This window comes from Oceanispirochaeta sp., assembly GCF_027859075.1.
Taxonomy (GTDB): domain Bacteria; phylum Spirochaetota; class Spirochaetia; order DSM-2461; family DSM-2461; genus Oceanispirochaeta.
In genome coordinates this window covers 1-18,927 of sequence record NZ_JAQIBL010000024.1, presented here as the reverse complement: position 1 = coordinate 18,927, position 18,927 = coordinate 1, and the positions used below count along the sequence as shown (strand labels likewise).

Genomic DNA, 18,927 nt, shown 5'->3' with positions numbered 1-18,927 from the left:
TCACTCAAATTAAAATTGGAGAAGATTGAGCAAGAAGATGAATTGGCTTTGCTGGATGCAGGAGATCCTCTCATTGGAAACAGCATCTATATGACTGGAACCTATACAGGAAGCACTTCTACTGTTGACGTAATCGATATGCCTTTCAGCTTTACCTTTGCCCTGGATGAAGAATTCGAACTGATGTCCTCAGCAAGCGATTATTCAGGATTTATCATCGATGAAGGTGTTATCAATTCCATTATTGTCGCCTTCCGTTTCGATCAGTGGTTTGCTTTCAATAACAGCGAAACAAACAGTGATCAACTTATTGATTTTACGGATATCGTCCCGACAGGATCTGAGATTATTCTGAATGACACGCAGAATGGAGACAACGTGACAATCCGAGAGATCATCAAAGACAACATCAAAGAATCAGCAGATTACGGAGAAGATGAGGATGACGACGGCGTTTTAGAATCTGATGAAGATGAAGACTGAATCTCCTAAATAAAAAAAAGAATATGCCCTGCCTCCCGGCAGGGCATATTCCATTACAAATGAATCAATAAGAGTCCATTCTTGTTTTCTGATTTTCCAGAACGGCCATAAGCTCGCTGTTCATCTTAGATCCATCAGTGTTTTTCAACCAGATATACTTCACAACACCGCCGGGAACGGATTCTGTAATCCACCAATCCGATCGAAGATCTACCGGATTGTCAGGATCTGAATCATCCTTCACCTCCGAGACCATATGCTCGGCTCGGTAAGTTCCTGCTCCTACGGTAATTTTTTCTTCTCCCATGCTGTACTGATTATACTCGTAACTATTGTAGTTCTCAGATTCTTCGGCGCTGACTTCACCCTCAATTTCTTCTGTATACTCTGTATCTTCATACTCTGTATCTTCCGGAACATCCTCAGCCTCGGATGTTTGGCTATCCGGCTCAGGAGGAATATACTCCACAATTTCTCCAGTCTCAGAGTCTTTGAAGCGAATCACCAGAAAATCTGATTCTTCGTTCATCAGGTACTCATATTCCTGTGATTCATCATCGCTCTCAACAGCCAGACGCCACCAGGTAGTGCCATCCCCCATATCTTTCAAAAAGACTCTTTCATATTCTGATTGACTCATCTCCCCGTCTGCAGGTTCACTTGTATAAGCCCAGCGCAGACCCTGCCCCTCGGAAAATCCAGTTTCATAACTATAACCTCCGTAAAAAGCATAAGACAAATACAAGCCATAAAACTGTAAAGCCTGCATTTCAATAGCCAGATCATCCAGGCCCATGGAAGAGGCGACAGACTCGCCGATTTTTTCACTCAGGGAAAAATCACCCACATCGGGAAGAGAGGAACAGGCGCTGAACAGCAGTAGTATCAGCAGGAAAGGTAAAAAAAACTTTTTCATTTGTGAACTCCTTGAAACAAATCATATAGAAAAACTAGTCTAAATTATAATTCATACAGGCAATTCTTTCTTAGTCCTCTCTTGAGAATTCAATAGAAAAAGCAGAAAAACACTCAGAACCAGGGGAATTAGAAAAATAGCCAGAGCCGGGCGAAATCCTGCCGTATCAATCAACAGTCCGAAAAGAGCCGGACTCAATGACGCTGTGATTGTCATGACTCCCATCATAATTCCAAAGACTTCTCCTTTGCCCAGATGACTGCCCATACTTCCGATAAGCAGATTTTGATTGATAATACAGGCCGACCCGAAAAAACCAAAGAAGCTGACTGCAACAAGATAGACCCATCCAGGCAGATCTATTGAAAAGAACATGAGAGAGGGAATGATGAAGAGAGTTCCCACAATAAGAATCATGAAGGAATTGAACCTGTCGGCAAGCTTCCCGGCAGTCAATGATCCCACCAGACCTCCGGCAAAAAAGAAGGCAGTCGCATAGGATGCCGTTGATCTTTCGTATCCCAGAAAGCTGACAAATATGGTCGGCAGAAAATTAAGGACACCAGTGACACTGAAAACCCGGAATATAACACTGAGCAGGAGGATACTGAAACGGAAGACACTCCCCTTGTCGGCAGATTTTTTTTCACTCTCATCCTGAGGATTATGCTTATGTTCCGGTATGGAGGAACCAAACTGATAGACCAGGCCCATGGCCAGGGCCGGCAGGGCTGTCAGGATGAGGATGCCCCGGACACCGATCCAGTTCAGCAAAAATCCGTTGATCAGGAACATCAGCAGGATGGCTCCCGTACCGAACCCTTCATACAGGCCCATCTGCTGCCCCTTATTTTTGGTAGAATGATCATCAATGACGGCATACATGACGGGATGAAAGGTGCTGACACCAACGGCTGTTATCGAAATCAGGATAAGAAAGACTGACAGCGAGGGAGCAAATGCTGACGCAGAGAGTCCGAGTGAGGCCAGAAAAAAGCCATAACTGAGAATTGTCCGTCGGGAAAATAAATCGGAAAGCTTGCCGATAGCAAAGGAGCAAATAGCCAGAACGACAAGATAGGTGGTGAGGATGCCTCCCGCCTGGGTAAAGTTTAAATCATATCTGATAAGGAGAGTCGGCAGAATCAGAGGAATGATAAACCAGAATAGATCGTTGGCACTGTGGCCCAGAAGTTTAGATTTCATGATTACGGTGTATCCCAATCCTGTGAAATTGTCAAAACAAAAACAGACATTCCCGGGGCTGAAAACTCGTGATATTCAGGGAGTTAAAAAAACAATTGAAGTTTTATGCCTCAAGACTATCGAAAATTTAAAATCAGACTATAATCAATAAAAACATAGAGTTTACATGTCATCATTGAGGATTAAAAAATGGCTGAAAGAAATATTACAGACAGGATAATTCAAATCATACTTCTACTTCTGATTGCTGGCGGAATCGCAGCCATGATAGTACTGAACCTTCCGGGAGGCAGCACCGAAACCCGTAGAGGAGCATCCTCATCCAGCCGTCCTTCTTCATCCGGTGCAGAAGGACAGGCAAAACGCCCCGAAGGCGGCAAACCCATGGGAAATCCCGGCAGCAGTGCCGTCGCTGTCGAAGTCTTCACTGTCCAAAGAACAGATGTGAATCAGTATATCAAGGTCAACGGAGATGTTACTGTTGAAACCACGATTGAAATCTATTCCGATACCAATGGAAAACTGATCTCCTCCACGATAAGCCTGGGTGACAGCATTCGAAAAAACGATCTTATAGCCACGGTTGACCCGTCCCTTCCGGGACAGAACTACAGCATCAGTTCTGTCAGATCCACGATCTCGGGAACCGTCATCAGCCTCCCCCTGCAAGTTGGAGATAAAGTGACCACGTCTACACCCATTGCCACCATTGGAGACCTGGATGACCTGATGATCCTGACCTATATTCCGGAACGATTTGTCTCCAATTTAAAAAAGGGTCTCTCTGCTGAAATCAGCTTCGATGCCTTTCCCGGGGAAATATTCCTGGCCAATATCAATGAAATAAATCCTATCATGGATGTGAATACAAGAACCCTGTCGGTCAAACTGAAATTGACCAGAAGAGACAGACGAATCCGTCCGGGAATGTTTGCCACCATGAAACTCATCACCCGGGAGAGTAAAGACACCCTTGCCATCCCCTCCCGGGCCGTTCTCACCTACTATGGAGAGTCAGTGGTTTATATCATTGATGAAAATGAACTGGCTCAGCGCCGGATTATAAAAACAGGGCTGTCCTCGGATGATCAGATAGAAATTATCGGAGGATTAAAAGAGGGAGACAGGGTCATCACCCAGGGTCAGAGCAAGCTGACCGAAGGAACCGCCGTCAGACCTGTTGAGGTCAATCTATGAATATAACAGAACTCTCGGTTAAACGGCCTGTGACAATCCTCATCCTCACAGCCCTTTTGACCGGCCTGGCGGCCTTTATGGTGCCCGACCTGACGGTAGAACTCTATCCCTCTGTGAGTCCGCCCTACATCTCTGTGAGCACAAGATACAACGGCGCCAGCCCCCTGGAAGTAGAAGAAAGTGTAACCCGTCTCCTGGAAAAGCAACTCTCCAATGTCACCGGTCTTAAGAACCTGAGATCCACCTCCAGAGAAGGGAACAGCCGGATCTCCATGGAGTTTGATTACAGCACAGACCTGGATGAAGCGACAAGCGATGTCAGAGACTCTCTGGAACGAGTGACAAGAGCCCTGCCCGATGGGGCTGATTCTCCGGCTATATTTAAGTTTAACTTAGCCAACAGAGCCATCATGACTCTGATTGTTCAGGGTAACGAGCCGGCGGACAGACTGAAGACGGTGGCGGAAGACACTGTTCAACCCCTCCTGGAACGACTGGAGGGTGTCTCGTCGGCGGAAGTGAGGGGTGGACATTCAAAAATCATCAAGGTGGAAGTGGCCCAAAGCCGCCTGGAAGCCTACAATCTGTCCCTGTCTCAGGTTTCTTCTGCCCTCTCGGCCCGGAATATTCAGTCCGGTGCCGGATCTGTCAGCAAAGACGGTCTCGAATACACCCTCAGGGTGGATGAAAAGTTCAAGTCTCTGGAAGATATCAGACGAACCGTCATTACCACCATGAATTCAACCGAGACGTCAGGGTCTATCAACCGGTCCCGGGTCGTCCGTCTGGAAGACATTGCTAATGTATCTGAAGCGAACCGGGATGTGAATTCCATCGTCTATGTAAACGGCAGTCCCTCTATTTCACTGTCTATTCAAAATGAATCGGGCAGCAACATTGTCCAGGTGGCAGATAACATCCTGGAAGCTCTTCCGGAGATCAACAAAGAACTCCCGGCCGGGATTACCCTTTCCATCCTCTATGATAATACAACCATGATCCGCAACACTCTGGGACAGGTGTACAAGGCGGCCTTACAGGGGGCGGTTCTAGCCATGCTGGTTCTCTTTTTCTTCCTCCGGAATATTAAGAGCACCCTGATCATCGGCTTGTCCATCCCCATCGCCCTACTGATCACCATGATGGGTATGTTCTTTTTTAATCTGACCCTCAATTTGATCAGCCTGACCGGCCTCATACTGGGATTGGGAATGATCGTAGATAACTCCATTGTCATACTGGAAAATATCTACCGCTACAGAGAACGGGGAGCCAAACTGGTACCCGCTGCCATACTGGGCTCCCGGGAAATGGTCACCGCCATCATGGCCTCCACCATGACCACCCTCTGCGTGTTTATACCCCTGATCATCTGGAAGGACAATCTGGAGATGATGGGGCAGATGTTTGAAGACCTGATCTTTACGGTTGTCCTCTCCCTGATAATCTCTCTAATTACAGCAGTAACACTTGTTCCGGCCTTGAGCAGCCATTACCTCAAACTCGATTCCAGAGTACAGAAGCCGCTTAAGAACAGATTTCTCATTTTACTGGACAACAAACTGGAAGGCTTTCTTGTGGGAATGGAAAAAGGCTATCGCCGGGCTCTGGTATTCGCCCTGAAAAACAAAGCTCTTATTCTGACACTGGTCGTTCTTCTCCTCACCATTTCCATTGAGCTCTTCGGAACCCTGGGAATGAACCTGCAGCCCCGTCCCCGAGCGGATGACAGTGTCAGAATAAGCCTGACCATGCCGGTGGGTACATCTTTGGAACGAACTGAATTGTTTATTCAGGAAATGAGGCAGATCGTGGAAAACGAGGTAAAGGGTTATGAGAACCTGATCCTCAACATCGGTTCATCCGGAGGCGGAGGAGGTAATACCTATACGGGTTCCATTGAAATCACCCTGCCTCCCGTGGGCAAACAGATCGACACACCCACGGACATTCAGAGAAAGATCAGGCCTTTCCTGAATCAGTATCCCGAAGCAACCTTCGCCTTCTCCGCAGGCCGCTGGATGAGAACCAGTTCAGCCGTTGATATTGAAATATTTTCCAACGACCTGGACCTGGCCAGCCGGACGGCTCTGGAAATCAGAGACCTCTTAAAAGAAAATTTACCCCAGGTGGAAGACCCCGTTTCTTCCATGGAAGACGGGGGTCCCGAATTCAGAATTCTTATCGATACAGACAGGGCTTCCGCCCTGGGTCTGAACAGCAGCACAGTAGCCTCTACCATTAAAACCCTGGTAGATGGTCAAACAGCCACCACTTATTGGAAAGACGGAAACGAATTGGATGTTCTTGTTCAGCTGAACCCTGCAAATCGAAGCTCCCTGGGCGACCTGGAGTCCCAGTATATCCGAGGAGCTTCCGGTCAGAAAATATCGCTGGCCAATGTAGCCCGTATGGTTGAGACTGTCGGCCCGAAGAGCATCAGCCGTGAAAACGAAACAAGGGTTCTCCATGTGTCTGCCGGACTGACCGACGGTGTGGCCGTAACGGACATTCAGCCCCTGATTGAGAACCTTCTGGAAACCGGATACGTCGTCCCCGAGGGAGTCAGTATTTCCTATGGAGGTGAAGCCAGAGAAATTGAGAGGTTCAGCTCCCCCCTGATGATCATCATCATTGTGGCAGTCATCATGGTTTTCGCCGTCATGGCCAGCCTCTTTGAATCCCTGGTTGATCCCCTCATCATCTTTTTCTCGATCCCCCTGCTGATCATTGGCGTTGTCATGGTCTATAAGATCACCGGTGAAGCCTTCAGCATCATCTCAGCCGTGGGGATAGTGGTTCTGGCCGGCATCGTCGTCAATAACGGGATCGTCATGGTGGATTACACCAACCTTCTCCGTCATCGGGGGGAAGCCTTGACCGAAGCCGTATTAAACGCAGGTCAGAGCCGCCTCAGACCGATCCTGATGACAAGTCTTACCACGATCCTGGGCATGGTTCCCATGGCTTTCTTCCCGGGGGAAGGGACCGAGTTTATCCGGCCTATCGGACAGACCATTGTGGGAGGCCTGGCGGTCAGTACATTGATTACTCTTTTTGTCACCCCTGTAATGTACAGCCTTCTCAACAGCCGACGGAAAGTAAAAATGCTTATGAGAATGAAGAAAAAATTGCTTGTCGAATAGGATTTAAAACTCCTCGGGCCTCTGTTAAGGGTCCCGGGGGAATCACCCATTCCCTGCCCCATCCGCCACATCAATCCCTTTCATTATCAAAGTCATAACGACACCGACTACAGCTGTCAGGAACCATGTGAATCTAAATCCTGAGTGATCCAGAACCGACCCCATGATGACAGGTCCCAGATAAAATCCAGTTCCCATGATGATAGGAAGAATCGCACTCATCCGGCCCCTGTGGGTACTGGGGGAATGATTCATGATAAAAGGCATCACAGAGATGGCATCCAGAACCTCCCCCAGTGTGATGACCAGAACAGAAACAAAAAACGCAGCCTTCATCGAGACAAATCCCAACATTCCAAAACCGAATGTAAAGAGGAGTCCCGCATAAAATACCTTTCTGACATGACTCTTATGATGTAAAAGAGCCGTCAGAACGGGTATCAGAACAACCACAATGAGGGCATTGAAGCTCCCCAGGAAGCCGAAAATCCTGGCCCCTTCCTTCGGGAAGTTGTGCTCCAGATGCAGGGGAATGAGGAAAGGCCATTGGGAATAGAGGAATCTGTACCCGCAGATCGTCAATGCGAAGACCAGGAGAATCGGTTTTGCCCATAAAATGGCCAGGACAGTCCTATTTGAACCTGATTCAGAATCAGAATTTTTTCCACCTCTCTCCTGTGAAAGATTGCCTCTTTCGGGTTCTTTCACCAGAAAAGCAATCAGCATCAATCCTGACAGCGCCGTCAGAGCATCAATAAGAAACATGATTTTCAGATGGTTTTGAAAAAGAAATCCTGCCAGGATCTGAGCAAAGGCAAAACCCAGATTAAAGCCCAGATAATTCAGAGAATAGGCTCCCTCTCTCTGTTCAGGGCTTGTCAGGTCGGCCGTCAGGGCATCATGAGAGGGACCGGCAACACCGAAAAAGAAGGAGGCCGCCATCAGCATATACACCATCGACATCCCGGGCTCCAGGAAGAAACAAACCAGATAAGCAGCGGTTGCCAGAAGCTCCCCGGTGATGAGAACCTTTTTTCGGCCGATGCTGTCACTGAGCCTCCCACCGATCAAAGCAGCCGGAGCCCACATCAATCCGGACACAGCCACATAAAATCCCGTATCAGCATTGGAAAGACCGACTTTGGTACTCAATAACAGGGCCATAAAGGGGATGATCAGGAACCCCATGGCATTGATTGTTTTTGAGATAAAAATTAAGTAGACTTCCCGTTTTAACCCCTTATAGGGATTCAGGATATGAGAGCTGACTTTCATGACCATCCTAAAAGCTGCGTTTGAGGCGATCAGCCATGTTATCACAGTATGTCATCTTGTCAAATGAACAGGAATGTTTTATTAAATCCCCGCATTGATCATATACAGCCTCAAGTCGAATTCAAGCTGGCTGTAATCAGGCTCCATGTGATGACAGAGTCTGTAAAAATCTTTATTGTGGTCTTTCTCTTTTAAATGTGCCAGTTCGTGAACAACGATCATATGAAGGAATGGGGCCGGAGCATTTTTAAAGAGGGATGAGATGCGGATTTCGTTCTTCGATTTGAGTTTATTGCCTTGTTGACGGGAGACAAAGGAGTGCAGGCCCAGGGCTGAATGGACAGATTCAATCCTATCGTCGTAAAGGACTTTATGAATGGGACCAGCTTTTTTAAGATATGTCTTTTGTATCTCCTGAACATAGGAAAAAAGAGCTTTGTCAGTTCTGACATTGTGTCTTTCAGGATAGCCTTCTTTCAAATAGAACTCGAGTTTATTCTGTTCAATAAGAGTTTCGACCTGAGAGATAAGATTCTGCGGATAACCTGATAAAACGGAGAGATCCCTGGACATTGTTCCTCACTGAAACGACTAGATTTTACATCACCCAGCCAAGCAGCACAGGGTCCCGGATGATGGTAATGTTGATAAAAATAGCAGGTTTATCCATTTGCATCAGACATAGTTTTAAAATGTAAAAGCCTCATAGTGGATGACCGACTTCTTAACACCAAGAGATCCGATTGCCTTGACGACGACCTTTCTGACAGCTGGTGAAGAGCAAATATGATAACGGTACTCCTGGGGGTTCGGAAGGTTGCTCTTAAAATAAACCCCGGAAAAGAGAGCCTGATCTTCCTCATAAACAAGAAAATGAAGGATCAAATTTTCCATTTCTGAATCAATTTTGAGCAGAGTGTTTAATTCAGGTATTTCCTGTCTTTTGTTCACTGCCATAAAAAAATGGATCGGTCTGATATCACGCTTCTGATGCAGATCCTTAACAATACTGAACTAGGGGACAAGACCTATTCCAGAACCGATCAGACAGACCGGAGAATCTCCCTGGGGATGAAAGTTACCAAAGGCTCCTTTTAACCAGACCTTGTCGCCCTCCTTGAGGAGGGACAATTCTTCTGTGAAATCACCCACGATACGAATACCGAAGCTCACCGCATCCGAGGGGAATTCTTCAGTCCCTCCAGGGGGGTGTCCGGTTCCGGACTCATCAAATGAAAGAAACGAAAAAGGATGCTCTTCGATGCGCCCCTGACTGGTTTTGAATCCCAAAAAGGTAAATTGTCCACTTCTGTATGGAAGTTTCTTTTCTGTTTTAAGGTATAGGCTCAGAATGCCCTCAGTTTTGATGATTTTTAAGACTTTCGCTTTTTTATTAGTGAATCCGGTCATAGACAAAAAGAAAAGCCCGTAACTGAGAATAAAGAAAAATATGTATAAAGTAAGAGATATAGGGTTCAAATCATAAAAAAGGCCGGCCAACATGACATGAAGGATGACAAGGAAGCCTAATACAGAGAGTAATATACGGTGTGAAAGCTTATAGGATTCATAATCCGACACTTTTCTCAATCCAATTTTCTTCGTGATAGCGGCCCTGAATGAGGAAAAACCGGGAATGGGCACCCACATGATCGCTATCAGATAGAGAGAAATCAGAGTGAGGGAAAGAAGAATTGTGACAAGATCAATTTCATAGCCAAGGATCAATTTATATGTACTGTGAAAAAGTACAAAAAAGATGATGCCAATTGAAAAAATCATATGCACCCTGACCCTCTTATCATAGGGGATATGTTTCTGCATCCAGGGCACTTTTGCTGATATGAGCACATTCGCCAAGATCCAGTGCAATGCCGCTATTGAACAGATAAAATTAACAGCATCAATGACTTCAAGAGCAGCTTGTCCCGTAAAATAAAAGACGATCTGTATTGCCGGAAGCAGGAAATACAGTACACCTGATAAAATCATAATCTAACCTTTATTTAACTTTGTTTATCAATGTACTGAAGGACAAGATCAAGCCATTCTCCATGCATTGCCTTGATATCTTTGTTACTTTTGAAGGGGGAGCCTTTGTGTTTCCACAGGGATGAAGCACTGACAGCATCGACTCCTTCTGTACTCGGGGAGGCGGGATAACTGTTCACTTCTATTTCAGAACTTCCTTTAATGAAAGTCAGTAGAATAACACCTGATTTATCATCCAGGCTTTGTATAAAACCGGAGAGTACAGGATCAACACCTGTTTCAAACCCGGTATTCATAACGATCAGGGCTTTATAGTCGCCTCTGTTAAGACCATTTTTTGCATTGATGGTATCAAAGGTATATTGACTGTCCGCCCTGGCGGCCTCATTACGCAGAAAATGAAGAGCTTCCTTATTCGTGGCGCTGACGCCATTATAGACGATAGCGACCCTGGAACTGGAAGAATCTCCAAACAGAGAAACCATGCTGCAGAAGATCAATAAAACTACTATTTTTTTCACATTAAATCCGTATTATTTAAACAATTAGTAAAGGATGGCGGTACCGATTGAAATTCCCATCAATGCGGTTCCAGCTATTCCAAGAGTCTGATGAGCACCACTAGGAGCTACAATGGGAGTTATCATCATCATGACACCCCCGGCGACCCCTAAAGCAGCATGGATCAGTTTTGGATTTAAACCGGATTCAAGACTCATTTCATTGTGATGGGCGGCGTATCCCAGACCGAGGGTTACAGCACTCATTCCGGCAGCACCGATTCCCAAAGCACTATGGAACTCTTTACTCACAACCTCAGGGTTGAATACCCCGGCCAGAATTCCAAGAGCCACTGTCGTATAACCGGCAATGTTATGCATGGTACTCAGCCTTGCATTCATTTCCAGATCATCTCTGACCCGGTTTTTCCCGGTACCTAAGAGTATAATTTGAGACTCAGGAGACGAAAATTGGTGATCATTCAGAAACATCAGATCCTCAGAAAAAGGGACAATCCCCGACGTCTGGGCAGAAAGGCAAACATTCAGGAAAGCAAATAATCCTAGAATCAGGAGGGTTGCTCTGAATGCTTTTGAATCAGAAAAAACTTTATTACTCATCCTCTGAATATATCACCCTAAAGTTGAAATATAAACCGAAAACCTAATTAATTTTTTGCCCGATCTGTTGAACAAGGATGTTACAATGGCTGCCCTTCCAGTATACTCTCCGGCATTCTGAACTAAAACTGTATTCATGACACCATTCTTTGACTCCCGGCGGAATTTGAATTTTCAATTGTTCTATAAGATCCTTAACGGATCTGTTGCCATGATAACTGAATTGGATATCCTCTTTCAAAGGAAATTTCTTTAGAAAATCATTCAGCTCTTCATAAAACCGTATGGTGATAGTGTTCTTCTCATTCATTACATACTTAAAATTAGTAGAAGAGATTCCTGTCTGCCAGAGTTTTATTCAGAAACATAAAAACTACAGAATTGCGGACAGGATGGGGAGAAAGAAAGAGTCAATGAAGCAGGATTACTGCCTGGTACGTTTAGTCCGGGTTGAGGATTTCCTCTTCATTCCACCCTGACTGGATTTTGCGGGAGACTTACTGAATCCTGATTTTTCTGATCTGCCCGAGGAGCCTCGTTTATCTCCGGGTTTGGCCGAGCGGGAACCGGTAGATCTTGTATCTCCGGGTTTGGCTGAGCGTGAACCAGTAGATCTTGTATCTCCGGGTTTGGCCGAACGGGAACCGGTGGATCTTGAATCACCGGGCTTAGCCGAGCGGGAGGCAGGTTTTTCTTTGTTAGATTTTTTAAACCGTCTTTCACTGGAGTCCTTGTCCTTACGGACCGGACGAATCGTATCCTGATTCTTCTTTAAAACCTTATTGATGTCATGTTTGGGTTCAAACCCCTCAACGATAACCTTGGGAATAGGCGCCTTCAGAATTTTTTCTATTTTCAGGAGCTGAGCTTTCTCGGAAAAAGAAACCAGTGAAATGGCAACACCCGACTTACCTGCCCGTCCTGTCCGACCGATGCGGTGGATATAATCCTCCGGGATCTGGGGTAGTTCAAAGTTAACCACATGGCTCAGATCTTTCAGGTCGATGCCTCTGGCAGCAACATCTGTAGCCACTAATGCCTGAAGCTTACCCGATATAAAATTGTTCAGGGCTCTGGTCCGGGAAGCCTGTCTTTTATCTCCATGAATCGCTTCAGCGGGTATACCTGCTTTGGTCAATTGAGAAGAGACACGATCGGCGCTGTGTTTTGTCTTCACAAAAACAAGGACCTGGTACCACTGACCTTCGTTGATCAGATGGGCCAGAAGATCAAACCGGTCTTTCTTATCCACAAAGTGAAGGATCTGTTTGACCTCAACGGCCGCCGTATTCCTCTTACTGACCTCGACGGCAACAGGGTTTTTAAGAAGAACTTTAGCCAGGCTTTCTATATCGTTTCCATAGGTGGCTGAAAACAGAAGATTCTGACTCTTTTTAGGTATGAACCCGATGACCGATTTGATATCATTGATAAAACCCATATCAAGCATTCGGTCGGCTTCATCAAGAACAAGGATTTCGATTTTTGAAAGGTCAATATTTTTTTGTTCCAGATGGTCCATGAGTCGTCCGGGAGTGGCAATGACAATATCCGTACCTTTTTTCAGGTTGGTAAGCTGAGGGTTCATTTTGACTCCCCCATAGAGTTTGGTTACTCTCATATCCAGAAACTGACCGTAACTGATAAAGCTTTCCCCCACCTGATCAGCCAGTTCTCTTGTGGGAGCCAGAATAAGAGCTCTGGGAGCTCCCGATTCGGGAGCAGTGGTCAGGGTTAAACGATGCAGGGTCGGCAGTGCAAAGGCGGCTGTTTTCCCCGTTCCTGTCTGGGCTCCTCCCATTAAATCCCTGCCGGCCAGAATGGACGGTATGGCCTGAGCCTGAATGGCCGTTGTTTGTGTATATCCCTTCGCTACGATTCCTTTGAGGAGCTCGGGATTTAATCCTAATTTTTCAAATTTCATTTGTTTCTCCATGCCGGTACTATTACACGGCACTATTCCAGTCATTTTTATATATAGATTGATTTTATCGAAAACCTTGATCTAAGCCGGATAATATTGTAAGTGAACAGAAACTATCATTTGAAGAAGGAAATGTACAGTTAGGTCCCTCTCGATTCCGGGATAAACCTGATAAACCTTAAAAAGATGAGAATCCTCTCTTCCCGGCACTATATTTGACCGCCGAAAGAGTTCAAGCGTATAATCATCCTTAATGAGGTGAATATGAAAAAAATAATAACTTTACTGCTCTTCTCTTTGACTCTCCCGGTTTTCAGTGCTCCCGTTCTTTCAGGAGTCAAACTGATGGATCAAGTCTCCTACAATGGAAAAAATTATGAACTCAGCGGAGCTGGTATACGTAAAAAACTTTTCTTAAAGCTGTACGTCGGTTCTTTGTATACGGAGAAAGCCATTTCCAGTGAATCTGAGGTTTTGAGCGGATCTGTCGCTTCGGTCATTCAGCTGGACATTATTTCCAAACTTATAACCAGTGAGCTTATGGCAGAAACGATTGAAGAGGGCTTTGCAAAGGCCATGGGTGGAGATACTTCATCCCTCCAGGGGAAAATCAACGATTTCCAGGCTGTATTCAAGGACGAGATTGTCAAGGGAGATCAGTTTACCTTTATCAGTCTGCCAGGGATGGGAGTCGTCGCCTATAAGGGGAAAAAAGAGCTCATCACCATCAAGGATGACCGCTTCCGGAAAGTTTTATTCACAATCTGGCTGGGTGATGACCCGGCCGATGCCAATCTAAAAAAGGGTATGCTGAATCAATAGGCATGGCAGGGTATTGATCTAAAGAGGTTCAATATTCAGGCGAGATACATTCGGATCAGAAGTGAACTGCGAAGTTTTTAAAAAAACTGAAATATGAACTTAAGAGACTTTCAGATTATCCTGAAAACGTGTATATAACAGGAACAATTTTAGTACATTCATAAGATCAATAAAGGCAAAGGATATTTCATCAAAAAGTCCTTTGGCCTCTATTGAAACTTCATGGATGGAGTATTTTCCATTGAGGGGTGTTTAAGGAATGAAGAATGAAGACATTCTTAACCGTTGGTCCGTTGAAAAGAGTGCAGAGCTCTATGGTATTAAGGACTGGGGAAACGGCTATTTTCATATATCTGATTCCGGAGATGTGAAAATAACAGCCCCGGTCAACGGAAAAACGGTTTCTGTCAACATCATGAACATCATCAAAGGGATCGAAGACCGGAGCATGACAATGCCTGTCCTTCTGCGGATAGAAAATCTCCTGGATAGTCAGATTACCCGTTTGAATGAAAGCTTCAGAAGCAATATCAAAAAATTCGGATATCAAGGTGAATATAAAGGGGTTTTCCCCATCAAGGTAAACCAGCAGCAGCAGGTCATTGAAGAGGTAACCCGCTTCGGAGAACGCTACAATCACGGACTGGAAGCCGGCAGCAAGGCCGAACTGATTGCCGCCCTGGGTATGATTAAAAACACCGAAACCCTTTTAATCTGCAACGGATACAAGGATGAAGAGTTTATTGATTTAGGGCTGAATGCCATACAGATGGGTTATCAGTGCTTTTTTGTCATTGAAATGCCGGGAGAACTGGATCTTATTATAAAACGATCAAAGGCACTGGGTGTAAAACCACTCCTGGGTGTCCGATTGAAACTGTCCAGTCAGGCAGGGGGTCATTGGACGGAATCCGGAGGAGACAGAAGTATATTCGGATTGAATACGACCCAGATTATAGATGTCATCGACGAACTCAAGAAACAGAATATGCTGGACAGCTTGAAGCTGGTTCATTATCACCTGGGAAGCCAGATACCCAATATCCGTGATATCCGGAGAGCCATTACCGAAGCCTGCCGCTATTATACTGATATTTACAAGGAAGGCGCTCCACTGGCGCATCTTGACCTCGGCGGAGGTCTGGCTGTTGACTATGACGGCTCTCAGACGAACTATGTCCACAGCCGGAATTATACCCTGGATGAATATACGGCAGATATCATAGAGGTGGTCATGGCCACTCTGGATGAACAGGATATTCCTCATCCTACCCTGACGACTGAATCCGGCCGGTCGGTTGTTGCCTACTACTCCATTCTACTCTTTAACATCCTGGACACAACCCGCAACGATACCAATCCCCTGCCCGAAACTCTTCCAGAGGAGACTCATGAACTGATCCAGAATCTTTTTGATGTAAAGAATGTCCTGAAGATCCGGAATCTCCAGGAAAGCTGTAACGATGCGGTCTATTACAGGGACGAAGTCCGTCAGCTCTTCCGGCATGGACAGATCAACCTGAGAGATCTCAGTATGGCTGAAACAATCTTTTTAAAGATCCTCCGGGATGTCTCTGTCCTGATGAAAAAGGTAAAGAGAATTCCCCCCGATCTGGAAGGACTGGACATAGCCCTCTCAGACATTTATTACGGGAATTTCAGTGTTTTTCAGTCCCTTCCCGATGCCTGGGCTATCGATCAGATATTCCCCATCATGCCGATTCACCGTCTGAAAGAAAAACCCTCCAGAGAGTGTATACTGGCTGATATAACCTGTGACTGTGACGGCAAAATTGACCGGTTTACAGACATTCATGATGAAAAGAAAACTTTGTCTGTTCATGAACTTCTCCAGGATGAAGAATATTTTATGGGTGCCTTCCTTGTGGGAGCTTATCAGGAGACCCTGGGAGATCTTCATAATCTGCTGGGAGATACCAATGTGGTCTCTATCCGCATCAAAGATGAGGATGAGTTTGATATTGTCCGGGAGCTGGAGGGAGATTCAATCGCGGATGTTCTTTCCTATGTGGAATACAATCCAAGGCAGCTGCAGGAGCTGTTCCGTCAGAAGGCGGAGGAAGCCGTCCGGAATGGAAGGATCACAGCTAGGGACCGCCGGAGAATTGTCGAGAGCTATGAAGAGAGTCTGAGAGGTTATACATATTTTGAGAGGTAAAAAATGAGGAAAGGTAAAGTTGTCATCATCGGAGCCGGAGGTGTGGGGGGCGTTGTCGCTCATAAGTGTGCTCAGGTTTCCGAAGTTTTTGAAGAAATTGTTCTGGCAAGCCGGACAGAAGCCAAGTGCAAAGCCATTGCTTCTCAGATTGACAGACCAGTGAAAACAGCCTCGGTGGACGCCGAAAATGTACCGGAACTGACACGTTTTCTTGAAAAAGAAAAACCTTATATGGTTATCAATGTTGCTCTGCCCTACCAGGATCTGACCATCATGGATGCCTGCCTGGCGACAGGAACTCATTACCTGGATACAGCAAACTATGAACCCCGGGATACAGCGAAATTTGAATACAAATGGCAGTGGGACTATGATTCCCGTTTCAAAGAAGCAGGTCTGATGGCTCTTCTGGGAAGCGGCTTTGATCCGGGTGTGACGAATGTGTATACAGCCTACGCAGCCAAACATGAATTTGATGCGATTCATGAGCTGGATATCATTGATGTGAACGGCGGTGACCACGGCCAGCCTTTTGCCACCAATTTTAATCCGGAGATCAATATCCGGGAAGTGACGGCAGCCTGCCGCCACTGGGAAGAGGGAGTCTTCAAAGAGACTCCTCCCCTGTCTGAATCCCGGAGTTATGACTGCCCTGAAGCAGTAGGCAGCTACAATATTTACCGGATGTATCATGAAGAACTTGAGTCACTGACAAAAAACTTTCCGACTCTGAAAAAGGCCCAGTTCTGGATGAGTTTTTCAGAAAACTATCTGAACCACTTGAAAGTACTCCAGAATGTGGGTATGACAGGAATTGACCCGGTCATTTACAATGGTGTAGAGATTATTCCCCTCCAGTTTCTCAAGGCGGTCCTCCCGGAACCTTCCAGTCTTGGTCCCCTGACCAAGGGTAAAACCTGTATTGGTAACATCATCAAGGGAAACAGTGACGGGAAGGAAAAGAAGATCTATATTTACAATATCTGTGATCATCAGGAATGCTACCGGGAAGTACAGAGCCAGGCCATCAGCTACACCACAGGAGTACCTGCCATGATCGGTGCTAAAATGATGATGACCGGTGAGTGGAAAGGCCCGGGAGTGTTCAACATAGAACAGATGAATCCTGATCCCTTTATGGAGGATCTCAATGCGTACGGGCTCCCATGGACCAAGATCAGTTTATAGGCTTTGACCCCGCAGACCTCCCGACTCCCTGCTTTGTCATTGATGAAGGAGCTCTGCGGCGGAATCTCAGCCTGCTGAAAGAGGTTCAGGACAGAGCCGGGTGCACCATCCTCCTGGCTCTGAAAGCCTTTGCCTGCTGGCCACTCTTTCCTCTCATAAGGGAGTACCTCCCCGGCATATGTGCCAGCGGTCCTAATGAAGCCCGTCTGGGCCGGGAGGAGTTCGGCGGAGAAGTGCATACTTATTCTCCAGGCTTTACAGAAGAAGATCTTCTGGAAGTTCTGGATCTGTCGGATCATGTGGTCTTCAACTCCTTTCATCAATGGAACAGGTTCAAGAATCTCTGTCTGCCCAGAAAAGACAGCATTTCCTTCGGCCTGAGGCTAAATCCCCGGCAGAGTGAAGCCGATGTCCCCCTGTACGACCCCTCCTCTCCCGGCAGCCGTCTGGGAATCATCAGGGATGAATTCAGACCGGAAGAACTGGAAGGAATCTCGGGATTTCACTTTCACAACCTCTGTGAACAGGACCTTGAACCCCTGAAGCGGACCCTCAAAGCCATCGAAAATCAGTTCGGTCCCTGGATTAAAAAGATGAACTGGGTGAATTTCGGCGGGGGCCATCATATCACAAAACCTGATTACGACAGGGAAGGACTGATCAGGCTCATCCGGGAATTCCGTAAAAAATATGGAGTGGAAGTCATACTGGAACCGGGAGAGGCCATAGCCATTCACACAGGGATTCTGGTGAGTACAGTCCTGGATGTTGTTGAAAATGAATACCCCGCGGTAATACTGGATGCCTCGCTGTCCTGCCATATGCCCGATGTAATAGAAATGCCCTACCGTCCCGATGTCTGGGGAGCCGGAAACCCAGGCGAAAAGAGTTGGGATGCCTCACTGGGGGGACGCAGCTGCCTGGCGGGTGACACAGCAGGAGTCTACTCCTTCGACAAAACTCTCAAGCCGGGAGACCCTCTGATATTTGATGATATGTCCCACTACACAATGGTAAAGACAACCACATTCAACGGCGTACCCCTGCCGTCTATTGCCCTGTTTGATCCGGATACACGGAAAAACAGGATCATCCGCCGGTTCGGCTATGAAGATTTCAAAGGACGGTTAGGCTGATGGGTTTCCATAAAAAGTATCCGCCCTTTTTAGTTTCCGAGTACCCCGATGGTGATGATTCGGCTCTGTTTCATATCCTTCCCGTACCCCTTGAACGATCCGTAAGCTATGGAGGAGGAACCGGTAAAGGCCCCTCGGCCATACTCCGGGCAAGCGCACAGCTGGAAGTCTTTGACGGCAGGAGCTGCCCCGGAGACAATGGCTTGATGACCCATCCTCCCGTTCAATGCGGGGGACCCATAAAAAAGGTGCTGGAACGAATCGCCGCGGCAACAGAAAAAATCCTCATCCAGGGCGGAATCCCCGTCCTTCTGGGGGGGGAACACACCCTGAGTGGTGGTG

18 protein-coding genes are annotated in these 18,927 nt (G+C 46.4%); 8 read left to right on the top strand and 10 right to left on the bottom strand.

Annotated features, from left to right (window positions below; translation table 11 throughout):
• Positions 1–483, top strand: a 483-nt coding sequence (locus PF479_RS01660) for a hypothetical protein (RefSeq protein WP_298001586.1), incomplete at its 5' end; no start/stop codon positions are given.
• 64 nt (positions 484–547) lie between these two features.
• Here the strand turns inward: PF479_RS01660 and PF479_RS01655 are convergent.
• Positions 548–1,399 (bottom strand): hypothetical protein, encoded by an 852-nt coding sequence (locus PF479_RS01655; RefSeq protein WP_298001584.1) that lies wholly within the window; start codon positions 1,397–1,399, stop codon positions 548–550.
• Positions 1,400–1,450: 51 nt separating this feature from the next.
• Positions 1,451–2,605: an MFS transporter gene (locus tag PF479_RS01650; RefSeq protein WP_298001582.1), complete on the bottom strand. Its 1,155-nt coding sequence runs from the start codon at positions 2,603–2,605 to the stop codon at positions 1,451–1,453.
• Positions 2,606–2,794: 189 nt separating this feature from the next.
• Here PF479_RS01650 and PF479_RS01645 point away from each other — a divergent pair, with 189 nt between their 5' ends.
• Both PF479_RS01645 and PF479_RS01640 read left to right on the top strand, forming a co-directional pair.
• Positions 2,795–3,802 (top strand): efflux RND transporter periplasmic adaptor subunit, encoded by a 1,008-nt coding sequence (locus PF479_RS01645; protein WP_298001580.1) that lies wholly within the window; start codon positions 2,795–2,797, stop codon positions 3,800–3,802.
• Positions 3,799–6,948, top strand: coding sequence for an efflux RND transporter permease subunit (locus PF479_RS01640; RefSeq protein ID WP_298001578.1), 3,150 nt, complete (start codon positions 3,799–3,801; stop codon positions 6,946–6,948). The genes PF479_RS01645 and PF479_RS01640 overlap by 4 nt, the downstream gene beginning before the upstream one ends.
• A gap of 42 nt (positions 6,949–6,990) precedes the next feature.
• Here the strand turns inward: PF479_RS01640 and PF479_RS01635 are convergent, their stop codons facing one another.
• The 8 genes from PF479_RS01635 to PF479_RS01605 form a co-directional block, all read right to left on the bottom strand.
• Complete coding sequence (locus PF479_RS01635) at positions 6,991–8,223, bottom strand: MFS transporter (RefSeq protein ID WP_298001576.1); 1,233 nt, start codon at positions 8,221–8,223, stop codon at positions 6,991–6,993.
• Positions 8,224–8,304: 81 nt separating this feature from the next.
• Positions 8,305–8,796 (bottom strand): YgjP-like metallopeptidase domain-containing protein, encoded by a 492-nt coding sequence (locus PF479_RS01630; RefSeq protein ID WP_298001574.1) that lies wholly within the window; start codon positions 8,794–8,796, stop codon positions 8,305–8,307.
• A 114-nt stretch (positions 8,797–8,910) separates the two neighbouring features.
• The gene (locus tag PF479_RS01625) at positions 8,911–9,117 is read right to left on the bottom strand and encodes a hypothetical protein (protein WP_298001571.1); all 207 of its coding nucleotides are present in this window, start codon (positions 9,115–9,117) and stop codon (positions 8,911–8,913) included.
• Between the two features lie 120 nt (positions 9,118–9,237).
• Complete coding sequence (locus PF479_RS01620) at positions 9,238–10,215, bottom strand: hypothetical protein (RefSeq protein WP_298001569.1); 978 nt, start codon at positions 10,213–10,215, stop codon at positions 9,238–9,240.
• A 14-nt stretch (positions 10,216–10,229) separates the two neighbouring features.
• Positions 10,230–10,736 (bottom strand): hypothetical protein, encoded by a 507-nt coding sequence (locus tag PF479_RS01615; RefSeq protein WP_298001567.1) that lies wholly within the window; start codon positions 10,734–10,736, stop codon positions 10,230–10,232.
• Between the two features lie 24 nt (positions 10,737–10,760).
• Positions 10,761–11,336 (bottom strand): hypothetical protein, encoded by a 576-nt coding sequence (locus PF479_RS01610; protein WP_298001566.1) that lies wholly within the window; start codon positions 11,334–11,336, stop codon positions 10,761–10,763.
• 43 nt (positions 11,337–11,379) lie between these two features.
• Positions 11,380–11,646: a Mut7-C RNAse domain-containing protein gene (locus tag PF479_RS20700; RefSeq protein ID WP_367277193.1), complete on the bottom strand. Its 267-nt coding sequence runs from the start codon at positions 11,644–11,646 to the stop codon at positions 11,380–11,382.
• A 114-nt stretch (positions 11,647–11,760) separates the two neighbouring features.
• Entirely contained in the window at positions 11,761–13,260 is a 1,500-nt protein-coding gene (locus PF479_RS01605) for a DEAD/DEAH box helicase (RefSeq protein WP_298001564.1), read from the bottom strand.
• Between the two features lie 264 nt (positions 13,261–13,524).
• Here PF479_RS01605 and PF479_RS01600 point away from each other — a divergent pair, with 264 nt between their 5' ends.
• The 5 genes from PF479_RS01600 to PF479_RS01580 all read left to right on the top strand — a co-directional run.
• A complete protein-coding gene (locus tag PF479_RS01600; RefSeq protein WP_298001562.1) occupies positions 13,525–14,082 on the top strand; it encodes a chalcone isomerase family protein in 558 nt (185 codons plus the stop codon).
• A 259-nt stretch (positions 14,083–14,341) separates the two neighbouring features.
• The gene (gene speA, locus PF479_RS01595; protein ID WP_298001560.1) at positions 14,342–16,261 is read left to right on the top strand and encodes a biosynthetic arginine decarboxylase; all 1,920 of its coding nucleotides are present in this window, start codon (positions 14,342–14,344) and stop codon (positions 16,259–16,261) included.
• A gap of 3 nt (positions 16,262–16,264) precedes the next feature.
• Positions 16,265–17,449: a saccharopine dehydrogenase family protein gene (locus tag PF479_RS01590; RefSeq protein ID WP_298001558.1), complete on the top strand. Its 1,185-nt coding sequence runs from the start codon at positions 16,265–16,267 to the stop codon at positions 17,447–17,449.
• A complete protein-coding gene (gene nspC / locus PF479_RS01585) occupies positions 17,428–18,585 on the top strand; it encodes a carboxynorspermidine decarboxylase (protein WP_298001556.1) in 1,158 nt (385 codons plus the stop codon). Before PF479_RS01590 ends, nspC begins: the two co-directional genes overlap by 22 nt.
• Positions 18,585–18,927 (top strand): arginase family protein (locus tag PF479_RS01580; protein ID WP_298001553.1); only part of this gene is annotated, 343 nt, incomplete at its 3' end. The genes nspC and PF479_RS01580, both read left to right, overlap by 1 nt.